Here is a 15,018-nt window from a genome sequence, read left to right as displayed (position 1 = left end):
GGAGCTCTGTAAAAAGAGTTCCCCTTTCTTTTTATAAAATAAATTCACTTATGCACAGCATAATTCCTGATGGAAAACTGCTCTTCAAACCCCATGTCCAGGTAAATACCTTTTCCCATTTGCGACGCCTGTAATGTGGCATAGCCCGCATTCAAGGCTATGGATTCATTTAATACAAATGCCATAATTTCATTGGCAAATCCTTTTCTTCTCGCCGCCGGAATCACGCCTACTCCGTGTATACCGGCAATACCATCCTGAAGATGCAGGATAGCAGTACCGACCGGCTGCCCGTCCAGCAAAGCAAGGTAATAACGGAGACAGCTATACGTAGCCTCCAGGATTTTCTGATCAATACTGTATCCAAATGCCTGTGGATAAATTCCCGCCCATAACGCGGCATCAGCAGGGGTATTCACCGCGCGGAACAACAGCCTGTTCTCAGTGTGGAACGGCCGTTCCAGTTTTAACGACATTCCTGCCTGTTCAGAACCTTTTACCCCTCCATGCGCGATAATAATTTCTTCCCCGGTAGTATTCCAATAAGGAATTACCATTTTGCCGGAAGGAATACTATCCAATGCAGTTCGCATTACTTCTTCCGTAATATCTCCGTTAAACCATAATTTATTGGGCCATTCCAAACCGGGCACACTGCACCAGCTGAAAGCAGGCCCTTCTACACAGGCGTTGAAAGGCCTACTGGCTGTACGCCACACATCAACCAGGTTGTTGATATTTGCTTTAACAATAGGATCCATTTTGTTATTTATTACAACCAAGATAGGAATATGCCGGCATAAAAAAAGGCTGCTTCCGTAATCGGAAACAGCCAGTTGTCTGATTGGGCATTCTTGTTATTTCTTTGGTTTGGCGCTCATATAAAAAGTGATGGTGCCGCCATTCATAATATCTGCATGTGTGATATACAACCGGTTCAATGGCGCACCATTGAGCAGTACCTTTTGCACATACACATTTTTATCGCTTTGATTTTTCACATCTACCACAAAGGTTTTACCGTTTTCCAGCTGCAGCGTTGCCTTATCAATAGCCGGACTGCCCAGCGAATACTGGTCGGAACCAGGACAAACCGGGTAAAAGCCCAGCGTGGTGAAAATGTACCAGGCACTCATTTGTCCGCAGTCGTCGTTACCACCAAGACCATCAGGACCTGGGTGGTACATCTTTTTCAGGATCATGCGTACACGTTCCTGCGTTTTCCACGGATAGCCGGTCCAGTTATACAGGTAGGCCACATGATGCGAAGGCTCGTTACCATGTACGTAGTTACCGATAATACCATCGCGGGTGATATCTTCTGTTTCAGCAAAAAATTTATCGGGCAATTCCATAGTAAACAGTGAATCGAGGTGAGTGGTAAATTGTTTCTTACCGCCCATCATGGCAATCATTTCATCGGGATAATGAGGCACGTATAAACTATAGTTCCAGGCATTCCCTTCAATAAAGCCCTGGTCGTGTGTTTGCAGCGCATCAAAGTTAGCTTTGAAAGTACCGTCGTTCAGTTTGGGACGCATGAAACCTGTATTGGAATCGTATACATTCTTATAGTTCAGCGAACGTTTAATAAACTCCTCATAGAGATCTGTTCTTCCCAACTTCTTTGCCACCTGTGCAATGCACCAGTCGTCATATGCATATTCAAGTGTTTTCGAAACAGAGGAACCATTTTTATCTTCCGGTATATACCCCCTGTCGATGTAGTATTCCAGCCCATCGTAGGTACGGTGCCGTGCAGTGGTTACACATGCATCCAGTGCTTTGTTTACATCAAACGGCGCATTGCCTTTCATGATGGCATCGGCAATAACGGATACGCTGTGATATCCGATCATGCACCAGTTTTCATTGGCATAGTGCGACCAGATCGGCAGCATATGTTGCGCGCTTTGTTCGTAGTGGTTCAGCATCGACTGGATCATATCAGCGTTGCGTTTCGGCTGGATCACATTAAACAGCGGGTGCAATGCGCGGTAAGTGTCCCAGAGGGAGAAAGTAGTATAATTCGTATATCCGTTGGCGGTATGAATGTTCATATCCAGTCCGCGGTAGGCGCCATCCACATCCATGTAGGTAGTTGGATTGATGAAGGCGTGGTACATGGCGGTGTAGAAGTTTTCCTTTTCTTCGCGGCTTTTTGATTCAATATGAATTTTGTTCAGCTCTTTAGTCCACAGTGCCTGTCCGTCGCGTTTTACCTGGTCGAAGTCCCAACCCGGAATTTCTGCGCGCAGGTTTTTCAGGGCGCCTTCCGTGCTCACCGGCGATAAGGCAAATTTAATTTTGATCTTTTCGCCGGGTGCTGTTTTAAAATCGAAATAAGCGCGGATCTGTTTGCCTGCCATTTCGGGGAAGTTCTTCGACTGGTCAAACTTTCTCCAGAAGCCTTTGTACACGTCTTTCGCATAGTTCTGATGCCCGTATTGTACAAATGGTTTGGAGAAGGTCATTGCAAAGTATTCTATTCTCGTACGTGCCCAACCGTTAGTTTGGCGAAACCCGGTGATCAGGGTATCATTTTCTACCCGGATGAAGGTCCACACGTTTTTATTGTCGTAGTTGTAAATGCCGGACATCATATCAAGAATGATGTGCGCCTGGTCTGTACCGGGAAAAGTATACTGGTGAAATCCCACGCGGTTGCTGGCGGTGAGTTCTGCGAGGATGTTATCATCTTCCAGTTTCACTTTATAATAAGCGGGTTCCGCTACTTCAGTGCTATGGGAAAATGTGGATCTGTAGCCACTTTCAGGATGATCTGCCGTACCGGGATTTAATTGCAGGGCGCCTACGGTAGGCATGATTAAAAAATCGCCCAGATCGGAGTGGCCGGTACCGCTGAAGTGGGTATGGCTGAAGCCAACGATCGTTTTATCTTCATACTGGTAACCCGCGCAATACTTATATACATCGGGGTTATACTTCCCGTTCATTTCATAAGGAATGGTATCAGTTTCAGGACTAAGCTGCACCATACCAAAAGGCACCGTAGCGCCGGGATAGGTGTGTCCCATCCGTTGTGTGCCGGTAATCGGCTTCACATATTGTATTACGTTTTCCTGTGCCATTGCGCACAGGGACGGAAAGAAGAGTAAAGGTAAAAGTAGTTTTCTCATGGCGGCTGATTTTATCGGATGTTGTCTTACTCAGGATTAAACTGATTAAACTGATTTCGTTGATATCTTTTAAATCTTTCTATAGAATTTTTAAAAATCTTTTAAAATCAAAAGAAAAATATCAGTTTAATCCTGAGTAAGACAACCTCCGCGTAAGAAATTTGATACATCCCGAAGAGTCGGGATGAAATATTTCAGTGAACAATGAAAATCGTTTACAGGTAGTATGTGTTATTTATTCGCTGTTGCTGAAAAGGAATATGGATAAGCCGCAGGCTCGGTTCCTCTTGATTTCTCAGGAGTAGCGCCCATTTTGAATTCCAGGGTACCGCCTTTCTGCAGGTCCTGGTGGCTGATCCAGTTCTTGGTATAAGACTGTCCGTTTAAGGATGCCTTTTGCACATACAGGTTCGTGTCGCTGTTGCCAGGCGCGTTGATCACCATTTTCTTACCATCTTCAAAAGTCATGGTGAGTTTGGAGAAGAGTGGAGTACCCAGTACATATTGTTGGGTACCCGGACAAACAGGATAGAAGCCCATTGCAGAGAACACGTACCAGGCGCTGGTTTGACCGTTGTCTTCATCGCCACAATATCCATCTGGTGTGGCTTTGTACAAACGGCTCATTACCTGGCGGATCCAGTATTGTGTTTTCCATGGCTGGCCTGCATAGTTATACAGATAGATCATGTGCTGAATGGGCTGGTTGCCGTGAGCATACTGTCCCATGTTCATGATCTGCATTTCGCGTATTTCGTGGATAACGGTGCCGTAATAGCTTTCATCAAATACCGGTGGCATGTTGAAAACAGAATCCAGCATCTTGGCAAACATGTCGCGGCCACCCATCAGTTTGGCTAACCCTTGTACATCATGGAATACAGACCAGGTATAGTGCCAGCTGTTACCTTCTGTAAAGGCGTCGCCCCATTTGAATGGATTGAACGGTGTCTGGAATTTACCATCCTTGTTTTTTCCACGCATCAGTTTTGTTTCCGGATCAAAGAGATTGCGGTAGTTCTGGGAGCGTTTTTCAAAAAGATCGATTTCGCTTTTCGGACGGTTCAGTGCTTTTGCCAGCTGGTAAATGGTGAAGTCGTCGTATGCGTATTCCAGGGTACGCGCGGCGTTTTCGTTTACTTCCACATCGTAAGGCACATAGCCGAGGGTGTTGTAATACTTAACACCCAGGCGGCCTACAGAGCTGAGCGGACCTTCGTTTTCCGTATTCTTCAGAATAGCTTTGTAGAGGTTATTGATATCATATCCGCGGATACCTTTTAAATAGGCGTCGGCGATCAGTGATGCGGAGTTGGAACCTACCATACAGTCGCGGTGACCGGGGCTTGCCCACTCAGGTAACCAGCCGCTTTCATTGTAAGCGTTGGATAATCCTTCCATGATATGCGAGCTGAGTGTAGGATACATCAGGGTGAAGAAAGGATGTACTGCGCGGAAGGTATCCCAGAACCCGTTATCGGTGAACATGTAGCCTGGTAATACCTGGCCATTGAACGGGCTGTAGTGTACTATTTCGTTCTTTGCATTGATTTCATAGAACTTGCGCGGGAAGAGCATGGTGCGGTACAGGGAAGAGTAGAAGGTACTTACCTGGTCGCTGGTACCGCCTTCTATGGCCAGTCTGCCGAGTTCTTTATTCCAGCTGTCCTTTGCTTTCTTACACGTAGCGTCAAAGTTGTCCTGGCCAATTTCGCGTTGCAGGTTTAATTCTGCCTGTTCAAAGCTGATAAAAGAGGAGGCGGTTTTAATGCCCACCTTTTCGCCTTTCTTTGTTTTAAAACCAACCACGGCGCCGGTATGATCTGCCTGCAGTTCCAGCTGACCTTTCACCAGTACGGAGTCGTGCCAGATATCGGCTACGGTAAATGGTTTATCAAATTTGATAACAAAGTAGTTTTTGAAGTTGGAAGGTACGCCGCCGCTGTTTTTGGTGGTATACCCGATAATCTTCTTTTCGTCCGGTAATATTTTAATATAGGAACCTTTATCGAATGCGTCTACCACTATAAAAGCGCTGTCGGTGGCCGGGTAGGTAAACCGCAGCTGGGCGGCTCTTTCCGTGGGCGTAATTTCTGTGGTAACGTCCGGATCGGCGAGGTATACGCTGTAATAATATGGTTTGGCTACTTCTGATTTATGAGAAAACCAGCTGGCGCGTTTGTTCTGGTCAAACTTCACGGTACCGGTAACGGGCATAATGGCAAACTGGCCATAGTCGTTGATCCACGGTGAAGGTTGGTGCGTTTGCTTGAATCCCCTGATTTTATCAGCGGTGTATTGATACGCCCAGCCATTCCCCATCGTATTGGTTTGTGGCATCCAGAAGTTCATACCCCAGGGCAGGGCAATGGCAGGATAGGTATTCCCGTTTGATAAGCTCACTTTGGAATCAGTGCCCATCAGGGTATTTACCCATTCCGCCGGCTCAGCAACTTTATTTACCGTTTGGCTGTGTGCACCATGCAGGCATAATAAAGCGGCTGCTAACAGTCCAACTTTTTTCATGAATTAGATATTATATACAACAAAAATGATCCTTTTGGTCAATGTCACACTCCGGGGTGTGAAGATACCGTGAAATTTTTACAAAATCGATTTAGCACAGGTATAGAAAAAAAAGATTCAGCGAATCCTTTCCTCTTAAACTACAATAGCCAATTCTAAAAGTATAAATATTTTTCCAGCATTTGCAAGTATTTAGCGCTTTTTTTACAAGTGGTAGCGGTGTTTAAGCCGATCCCCTCAGGATAAACTTTCCGGGTAATTCCACTGCCGTTTTTTTCATGGGCCCGCTGTTTTTGTCCAGCTGATGCATAAGCAGGTCTATGGCCGTTTTGGCGATACCTTCTATTGGTTGCTCTATCACAGATATACCAGGAGGATACAAACGGAAGATGTCGTGATCATCGAAACACAGTACGGCGATATCGTCGGGCATCTTCAATCCCATCCTGGCAATCACTTCCAGTCCCAGGATGCCCAGGTAGTTGGTAGAGAAAAAGATGGCATCCAGTTCAGGATTGGCTTCTATGAATGCCTGCAGCTCATTCAGGGAGTCTTCCCGCTGCCGGTGGTACTGCAGCTGCAGGATGTATTTTTTCTTTACGGGGATCTTATGTTCCTTCAGTGCGGTGGTATAGCCCCGCAGGCGTTCTTCTATCTGTATCAGCTTCACATCTACCATCACAAAACCTATTTTAGTGAAGCCCTTGCTGATCAGGTGTTTCATTCCCTGCTGCACACCGTCAAAGTTATTGATCAGTACATAGGGCGTTTTGATAGACGGGAAATAGCTGTCCATCAGCACTACCGGCTTATGCTGCTGCACCAGTTGCTGGATTTCCTTCTCCATACCCGGTGCCGGTGTAATCAGGTAGCCATCTACCATTTGCCGGCCAAGCATACGTATTAACTCCCCGCCTTTCTGGGCATTGTTTTCAGTGCTGCAATACACTACATTATATCCTTTGCGCTCTGCTTCCGTTTCAATTGTTTTGGCAAGACTGGCAAAAAAACTTCCGGAAATACTTTCCACAATCAGGCCCAGGGTTTTGGATTGCCCGGTACGGAGGTTCACCGCCATACGGTGAGGCTCGTATCCCGATTTTTCCGCCACCTGCATAATCCTGGTGGCCACTTCGTCGCGGATACGCATTTGCTTTCCCTTTCCGTTTAAAACGAAAGAGACCGTGGAAGGCGCTACTCCGGCCATTTTTGCAACATCCTTAAGGGTTAATCGCTTCATGTATAGTGATTGGTTTTGGCATATATGAAAATGGAATTACCTGAACATTTCCACACATCCACATATTTTTACTACATATTACAGGGTATGTCCCCCTCTGACAGATACACATCGAAACGGAAATTACAAAAATACCTGTAATTACTACCAGAGAAGAAAAAAATGGTTATCTTCAGTTACCCTATACGGCATAATATATCTTCCGGGGGAGCGTTATAATAATTCACCGGCTCCAGGCCAACATTATTACAACTGTAGTAAAATACACTGAGCGTATGAAGCAACTTTCTCAACTTACTGACCCAGTTTACGTAAAGCCAACACATGAAACCGCACTTGACCGTCTTTTTAAAAGCTGGATCAGGGATGAGCGTGACCTTCCCTTTGTGTACCTGACACTGAAAATTACTTTCACTCTCTGGCCGCTGGCTATCCTCATGTATATTCCCGGATTAAACAACTGGGTTTGGTGGGGCGCTGCTATTGCTTACCAGTTCCTGAATAACGTTACCTTCAAAGGGCCTTTTGGTCTGATGCTCCACTGCACCAGTCACCGTGTATTTTTTGAAAAGAAGTACCAGTTCTGGAATAATTACCTGCCCTGGGCGATCGGTCCCTTATTCGGACAAACACCGGAATCATACTATTCCCATCATATCGGTATGCATCATCCGGAAAACAATATGCCGGACGACGACAGCTGCACAATGATATACCAGCGCGATTCCTTCCGCGGATTCCTCGCATACCTCGGAAACTTTGTTACGCTGGGAGTATATGACACCGCCCGCTATCATCTCCGTAAAAAAAGAAATAAGTTAATGGTAAAACTCGTAAGAGGTGAAGTACTTTTCATTGCTGCCTGCGTAGGATTATCCTTTATTAACTTCCCTGCCACCTTCGTGGTATTTATATTGCCCTTCCTCATTTCCCGCGTAATTATGATGGTAGGCAACTGGGCCCAGCATGCATTTATTGACCCGGAAGAGCCGGAAAATTCTTACAAAAACAGCATCACCTGCATCAATACAAAATATAATCACAAGTGCTGGAACGACGGCTATCATATCAGTCACCACGTAAAACCCAGCATGCATTGGACAGAGCATCCCGTATACTTCACCAAAACACTGGGCGAATATATCAGCAATGACGCCATTGTATTTGATGGCATCCACTTCCTGCACGTATGGGCCTTCCTGATGGGCAAACGTTACGACCTGCTGGCCAAACACTTTGTAAATATCGGCGACCGCTTCCAGACAGATGCTGAAGTCATCTGCTTCCTGAAACAGCGTACCCGGAAAATTACCACCCTGCCAGTACCGGCAGTAGTAGCTGCTGCCTGATAATATATTACCGTTTATTTGCGGAGAGTTTCCTTTTATGAGGTTACAATTTCCTTGCATTCGCACATTTTTAAAATAAAAATGTCCGGAAAAAAGTAAGGAGACTGTCAGATCCTGCACGCTCATACGTATAAAACCGCATCCACACAGGCTTTCATCGTAAATTCCAAAAAGTTATATTATATTATCTTAATGAATATGCTTAATCATAACAATAAGTAACTAAATTTGCGCTCTAACTTTTTTTATTAAAGTAAAAAATATGCGTACTGTTACACTGAAAAGGGTTGTGGTTACCGGCTTGGGAGCATTAACACCTATCGGGAATGATGTAAATACTTTTTGGAACAATATGAAGGCAGGCGTTAGTGGCGCCGGCCCCATCACTAAATTTGACACCACAGAGTTTAAAACAAAATTCGCCTGTGAAGTCAAAGGTTTTGATGTGGAAAAATATATGGAAAAGAAGGAAGCCCGTAAAATGGATTGCTTCACCCAGTACGCTATGGCGGCTGCACAGGAAGCAGTACAGGATGCCGGTCTCGATAGTGCCAACATCGACAAAACTAAAATTGGTGTGATCTGGGCATCCGGCAACGGCGGGATGCTTACGTTCGAAGAACAGATCGTTGAATTTACACAGGCCAACTTTGTCCCTAAATTCAACCCTTTCTTTATTCCTAAATTGATATGTGATATTGCAGCAGGCCAGATAGCCATGAAATATGGTTTCATGGGTATCAACTTCTGTACAGTTTCTGCATGCGCTTCCTCTACCAGCGCCCTGGTAGATGCTTTCAACTACATCCGTCTCGGTAAAGCCAACGCAATTGTGGCAGGTGGTTCTGAAGCTCCTGTAACCCGCGCCGGTATTGCAGGATTCAATGCCCTCAAAGCATTATCTACCCGCAACGAAGATGCAGCACATGCTTCCCGCCCGTTCGATATAGAACGCGATGGGTTTGTAATGGGTGAAGGCGCAGGCGCTATCATCCTGGAAGAATATGAACACGCTATCGCCAGAGGTGCAACCATCTACGGAGAAATGATTGGCGGCGCCATGACCTGCGATGCCTACCACCTCACGGCTACCCACCCTGAAGGTATGGGCGCACGCTTAGGTATGGAACAGGCCCTGGAAGATGCCGAGATTGCCACTACCGATGTGGACTATATCAACTCACACACCACTTCCACTCCAGTAGGAGATCTCAGCGAATTAAAAGCCATTGTTGCCGCGTTTGGTGACCATGTGCAAAAACTCAATATCAGCGCTACCAAATCCATGACAGGTCACCTGCTCGGAGCTGCCGGCGCTATTGAAGCCATCGCTTGTATCAAAGCTACACAGGAAGATATCGTTCCTCCCACCATCAATACTTCCGTATTGGGTGAAGGAATCCCTACCAACCTGAACCTCACTCTCGGTAAGGCACAGCAGCGTACCGTAAATGTAGCCATGAGCAATACCTTCGGTTTTGGTGGTCACAATGCGATTGTAATATTCAAGAAATATAAAGCTTAGGCAGGCAGCGCCTTCGGCGCTGGTAAATTGTCCTGGAGCAGGATTTTGGGATTAATCGTGATTGCACTGATTTTCCCACTATTTGTTATAAATATTTCGGGGAGATAAAAGCGGATAAATTCGCTTCTATCTCCCCGAATCTGTTAACAATCCCTATGATAAAATCAGTGCAATCACAATAATCAGTCTAATCCTGCTCCAGGACAATTTACCAGCGCCGAAGGCGCATCCTCCCTCACTTCGCTAAAATTCTTAGCAATACAAAACCGAAAATTCGCAATTATGCCGTAGCTTAGTAGTTTAATATTATGGCAAAGAAAAAAGAGAATGTACCCGATACTTCCGTGGCGCAAGCCCCGGCAGATGAACAAATAGCCATTTTTGGCGCCCGGGAGCATAACCTGAAAAACCTGGATCTGCAGTTGCCCAAAAATAAACTGGTAGTGATCACCGGCATCAGCGGCAGTGGTAAATCATCACTGGCATTTGATACCATCTATGCAGAAGGACAACGCCGTTACATGGAAAGCTTTTCCGCTTATGCCCGCCAGTTTATCGGCGATATGGAAAGGCCCGATGTGGATAAAATCACCGGACTTTCTCCCGTTATTTCTATAGAACAGAAAACGACCAATAAAAATCCACGGTCTACTGTTGGTACCATCACGGAGATCTACGATTTCCTCCGCCTGCTCTACGCACGCGCCGGAACCGCCTACTCCTACAATACCAACAAACCCATGACCCGCTTCTCAGAAGAGGAAATACTGGCGCATCTTTTCAAACATTATAAGAACAAAAAGCTGGCTATCCTCGCCCCGCTTGTACGCGGACGAAAAGGCCACTACCGGGAACTGTTTGAACAGGTACGCAAACAAGGCTACCTCAAAGTGCGGATCGACGGGGAAATAGAAGACCTGAAAGAAAGAATGCAGGTGGACCGCTACAAGATCCACGACATCGAACTTGTGATAGACCGTATCCAGGTGCAGGAAGATGCCCGCACCCGGATCAGCCAGAGCGTACAAAAAGCGCTCACGATGGGAAAAGGACTGCTGTTTATCATGGACCACGACACCAATAAAGTGAGCCAGTACAGTAAGCAACTGATGTGCGAGGAAACCGGCCTTTCCTACGAAGAGCCCAGTCCCAACACCTTCTCCTTTAACTCCCCCTACGGCGCCTGCCCGCGCTGTAAAGGTCTTGGCACCATCTACCAGATAGATATGGACGAAGTAATCCCTGATTACAACATCTCCATCACCGACGGCGGATTAAAACCATTGGGCGAAGCACGTGATACCTTTACCTTTAAACAGGTACAACAACTCGCCAAAAAGTATAAATTTTCCTTAACAGCCCCTATTTCCAGCATTCCGCAAAAAGCCCTCAACGTATTGTTGTTTGGTGATGAAAACGGCAAACTGGAAGTAGACCTGGAATTTGGAGAAAGCAACGGCAGCACCGAATACGCCACTGAATACGAAGGCGTAGTAAATATGGTTCGCCGTTATTTCAACGACACCTCCTCCGATCACGTACGCAGCTGGGCAGAAGGCTTCATGAAACTGAGCACCTGCCCTGAGTGTAACGGCGCCCGCCTCAAAAAGGAAAGCCTGTTTTTCAAGATCGATGAAAAAAACATCTCCGAACTCGGTAACATGGACCTGGATAAGCTCCTGGCCTGGTTTGGAAATATTGAAAACCGTCTCGAGAAAAAACAAAATGCCATCGCCAAGGATATCCTGAAAGAAATCCGCGAAAGACTTGGGTTCCTGCTGAACGTAGGATTAAACTACCTCACCCTGAACCGTCCCACCCGGAGCCTCAGTGGTGGCGAATCACAGCGTATCCGCCTCGCCACGCAGATAGGATCCCAGCTCATGGGCATCACCTATATCCTGGATGAACCCAGTATTGGTTTACATCAGCGCGATAACATGCAGTTGATAGATGCCCTCCGCAACCTGAAAGACATGGGCAATACCGTCATTGTAGTGGAACACGACAAAGACATCATGCTCCACGCCGATCACCTGGTAGACATCGGCCCCGGCGCAGGTGTGCATGGCGGCCAGATCATTGCACAAGGCACACCCAAACAAATCCTTAAACTCAATACCCCCACCGCCGGATACCTGAATGGCAATACCTCCCCGGAAATACCCGAACAACGCCGCAAAGGCAACGGTAATTTCCTGGAACTGAAAGGCGCTTCCGGCAACAACCTGAAGAATGTAAACCTGAAACTGCCCCTCGGCACTTTCATTTGTGTTACCGGCGTTTCCGGCAGCGGTAAATCTACCCTGATCAATGAAACCCTGTATCCCATTCTTTCCAAACATGCGTACGACTCCAAGATGGTTCCCATGCCTTACAAAAGTATCAAGGGACTGGAGTTTATTGATAAAGTGATTGAAATTGATCAATCGCCCATAGGCCGCACCCCACGCAGCAATCCCGCTACGTACTGCGGATTTTTCACCGACATCAGAACCCTCTTTGCTTCCGTACCGGAGGCCAAGATCAGGGGATATAATGCCGGCCGTTTTTCATTTAATGTAAAAACCGGTCGCTGCGACGTTTGTGAAGGCGGCGGCATGCGCGTGATCGAAATGAACTTCCTGCCGGATGTATACGTGCATTGCGAAAAATGTAACGGTCGCCGGTATAACCGCGAAACGCTGGAAATACGCTACAAAGGCAAGTCCATTTCCGATGTGCTGGACATGACGGTAGATGAAGCCGTGGAATTTTTCCAGCCGGTACCGTGGATCTACCGCAAAATAAAAACACTGCAGGACGTTGGACTGGGATATATTACCCTCGGACAATCTGCCGTAACCCTCTCCGGAGGCGAGGCCCAGCGGGTAAAACTGGCCACCGAACTTTCCAAGAAAGATACCGGCAAAACCATCTATATCCTCGATGAACCAACAACGGGGCTGCATTTCCAGGATATACAGCTGCTGCTAAAAGTGCTGTACAAACTGGTAGACAGAGGCAACACCGTACTGGTCATTGAACATAACCTGGACGTTATTAAAATGGCTGACTACATTGTAGACCTGGGGCCGGAAGGCGGCGGCGGCGGCGGTACCATTTTATGTACTGGCACTCCCGAACAGGTAAGTACCTGCAAAGAAAGTCATACCGCCAGATTCCTCAAAAAGGAGCTGGGAATTTAATATCTTGCCAACTGTAAACAAGTAATGAAAAGCATCTACCAGATATTACTCACCTGTTTCATTTTCGCGGGCATCGTCGCCTGTGAAAATGAAACGAAAGTATGCGATCAGACTTTGCGGAATGATTACCATACGCATCTTATGCGCAAACTCAATGACAGATTATCAGATACTGTGATGCCCAAAGTAACCGCATATGCATTTGGCAGAGATAGCATTTACAGAAGCCAGGCACTGGGCGACCTGTTCTTCCAGCTATCGCCGATAGCAGACAGCAGCCTCTTTTACCTGAAGGTGGATTCCAGCTTTGTACCTGATACCTTAAAGATCAGGTATACACGGCAACAGCATTTTATTTCCCCCGGATGTGGTTTTGGTACCTATTTTAACATAGATACCGTCATCACCACCATGCATACCATCGATTCTGTTGTAATTAATAATAAGTCCGTAACTAGCAGTAATGACACGCATCTTACTTTGTATTTCTTTTTTGACTAGTATCCTGCTCAGCGTTGCTGCCACGGCACAAAACAAGCCGGCCGCCGTTAAAACGGATACGCTGCCCAAAACTGTTAAAGCAGATACTACCCATAAAGCACTTGCCGATACGGCAAAAGCGGCGGTGTTGGCGCATAAAGACAGCTCCTGGTTTATTCCGGGCGGAGTGCGGATAGGAGTGGATCTCAGCCGTATCGTTTCTGCTATCTATTATCCTTATAGAAAAGAAGTAACAGTAGTCGCCGATGCCCGTATCAACAGTAATCTTTACGTTGCTTTTGAAGGCGGCTATGCCAATACCCCCTACAGCGATACCAATTACACCTACAAAGGGAACGGTATGTTTGTAACCCTGGGTGTTGATTATAATTTTCTGAAAAGACAATATGTTTCCGAAAAGAATATGTTCTATGCGGGCTTCCGTTACGGATTCTCTCATTTTAATTATTCCGTTCCCACTTATTCCATCAAAAACACCTATTGGGGTGATAACCTCAGTGGCAGCGTGCCCAAAACCGCGGTAAATGCCCATTGGGTAGAGCTGCTGGTAGGATTAAAGGTAGAAGTACTGAAGAATCTTTTTATGGGCTGGAACATCCGGGAACGCATCCTGGTTAACAGCGTAAAAACCGATAACATGACGCCGCTGGTCATTCCCGGTTTTGGCAGTGGTTCCAAGAGATCTGCTTTCGACGTGCAATACACCATTTCATATGTTATCCCTTTCTACCGGGTGAAAGAGCACGCGCCCAATAAAGAAGAGAAAAAGAAAAAAATACCAAAGCGGTAGAGCGGAAGGATCGCCTTCGGCGATTAAATTGTCTTGGAGCAGGATTACGCTGATTAACCGTGAGTATTATGATTTTATTTTAGCGGATTTTAGATTATAAAAAGAATAAGGGGAGATAGAAGCGGATATTCGCTTTTATCTCCCCTCAATATTTTAAACAAAAGGTGGAAAAATCATTTGAATCACGGTTAATCAGCGTAATCCTGCTCCAAGACAATTTAATCGCCGAAGGCGATCTCTCCGCTCCGCCTCAGCATCTCAATATGAGGAATTCCATCTTCCATATAAGTATCACTGGTTTGCTCAAACCCAAGTGAAGTATAAAACCGCTGTAAATATTGCTGGGCCCCGATCCTGATAGGAATCACACCATAATGCTCCTGCAGCGCTGCAATAGAACGCTCCATCAGTTCCCTTCCCGCACCTTTGCCACGGGCCAGCGGAGAAGTAATCACCCTGCCGATAGAAGCCTCTTTAAACTTGATTCCCGGCGGGAAAATACGGGTATACGCCAACAACCGGCCTTCTTCATCTGTTCCCATTAAATGCAGCCCCTTCTGGTCGGAATAGTCCAGATCCTGGTAAGCGCAATTTTGCTCCACCACAAATACTTCACTGCGCAAATGCAGGATAGCATAGAGTTCTGCAGTGGTTAATTCTTCAAATGATTTTATATTCCAGATCATACCCTCAAACTTTGCCATAAATTTACTGGAAGCTTTCAATAATCGGGTTAATTTTATATCCGACAGAAGAATA

At 46.2% G+C, this 15,018-nt stretch carries 10 protein-coding genes; 5 read left to right on the top strand and 5 right to left on the bottom strand.

All coding sequences use genetic code 11. The annotated features are described in order from the left end of the window. Positions 1 to 44 precede the first annotated feature (44 nt). From PV783_RS05790 to PV783_RS05775, 4 genes are all read right to left on the bottom strand, one after another. The gene (locus tag PV783_RS05790; protein WP_420987375.1) at positions 45 to 761 is read right to left on the bottom strand and encodes a GNAT family N-acetyltransferase; all 717 of its coding nucleotides are present in this window, start codon (positions 759 to 761) and stop codon (positions 45 to 47) included. A 96-nt stretch (positions 762 to 857) separates the two neighbouring features. Next, the gene (locus tag PV783_RS05785; protein ID WP_363431524.1) at positions 858 to 3,140 is read right to left on the bottom strand and encodes a GH92 family glycosyl hydrolase; all 2,283 of its coding nucleotides are present in this window, start codon (positions 3,138 to 3,140) and stop codon (positions 858 to 860) included. A 231-nt stretch (positions 3,141 to 3,371) separates the two neighbouring features. Further along, positions 3,372 to 5,666: a GH92 family glycosyl hydrolase gene (locus PV783_RS05780; RefSeq protein WP_420987374.1), complete on the bottom strand. Its 2,295-nt coding sequence runs from the start codon at positions 5,664 to 5,666 to the stop codon at positions 3,372 to 3,374. Between the two features lie 223 nt (positions 5,667 to 5,889). Continuing rightward, positions 5,890 to 6,906, bottom strand: a complete 1,017-nt coding sequence (locus PV783_RS05775) for a LacI family DNA-binding transcriptional regulator (protein ID WP_079469674.1) — start codon at positions 6,904 to 6,906, stop codon at positions 5,890 to 5,892. Positions 6,907 to 7,181: 275 nt separating this feature from the next. Between PV783_RS05775 and PV783_RS05770 the strand changes: the two genes are divergently transcribed. The 5 genes from PV783_RS05770 to PV783_RS05750 all read left to right on the top strand — a co-directional run bounded on the left by PV783_RS05770 (position 7,182) and on the right by PV783_RS05750 (position 14,259). Continuing rightward, complete coding sequence (locus tag PV783_RS05770; RefSeq protein ID WP_079469675.1) at positions 7,182 to 8,255, top strand: fatty acid desaturase family protein; 1,074 nt, start codon at positions 7,182 to 7,184, stop codon at positions 8,253 to 8,255. A gap of 262 nt (positions 8,256 to 8,517) precedes the next feature. Continuing rightward, positions 8,518 to 9,780, top strand: coding sequence for a beta-ketoacyl-ACP synthase II (gene fabF / locus PV783_RS05765; protein WP_079469676.1), 1,263 nt, complete (start codon positions 8,518 to 8,520; stop codon positions 9,778 to 9,780). A gap of 308 nt (positions 9,781 to 10,088) precedes the next feature. Next, entirely contained in the window at positions 10,089 to 12,968 is a 2,880-nt protein-coding gene (gene uvrA / locus PV783_RS05760) for an excinuclease ABC subunit UvrA (RefSeq protein ID WP_111576954.1), read from the top strand. Positions 12,969 to 12,992: 24 nt separating this feature from the next. Further along, positions 12,993 to 13,469 (top strand): DUF6452 family protein, encoded by a 477-nt coding sequence (locus tag PV783_RS05755; protein ID WP_079469678.1) that lies wholly within the window; start codon positions 12,993 to 12,995, stop codon positions 13,467 to 13,469. Beyond that, positions 13,432 to 14,259 carry a DUF6048 family protein gene (locus tag PV783_RS05750; RefSeq protein WP_420987373.1) on the top strand — a complete coding sequence of 276 codons (828 nt, stop codon included), beginning with the start codon at positions 13,432 to 13,434 and terminating at the stop codon, positions 14,257 to 14,259. The genes PV783_RS05755 and PV783_RS05750 overlap by 38 nt, the downstream gene beginning before the upstream one ends. A gap of 218 nt (positions 14,260 to 14,477) precedes the next feature. On the opposite strand, the gene PV783_RS05745 is transcribed toward PV783_RS05750, so the two are convergent. After that, a complete protein-coding gene (locus tag PV783_RS05745; RefSeq protein ID WP_235015915.1) occupies positions 14,478 to 14,963 on the bottom strand; it encodes a GNAT family N-acetyltransferase in 486 nt (161 codons plus the stop codon). Between the last annotated feature and the right edge of the window lie 55 nt (positions 14,964 to 15,018).

The organism is Chitinophaga sp. CC14 (assembly GCF_048957795.1).
In the GTDB taxonomy this organism is placed as follows: domain Bacteria; phylum Bacteroidota; class Bacteroidia; order Chitinophagales; family Chitinophagaceae; genus Chitinophaga; species Chitinophaga ginsengisegetis.
Note: the sequence above shows the minus strand (reverse complement) of the source record. Positions and strands in the feature narration are given on the sequence as shown.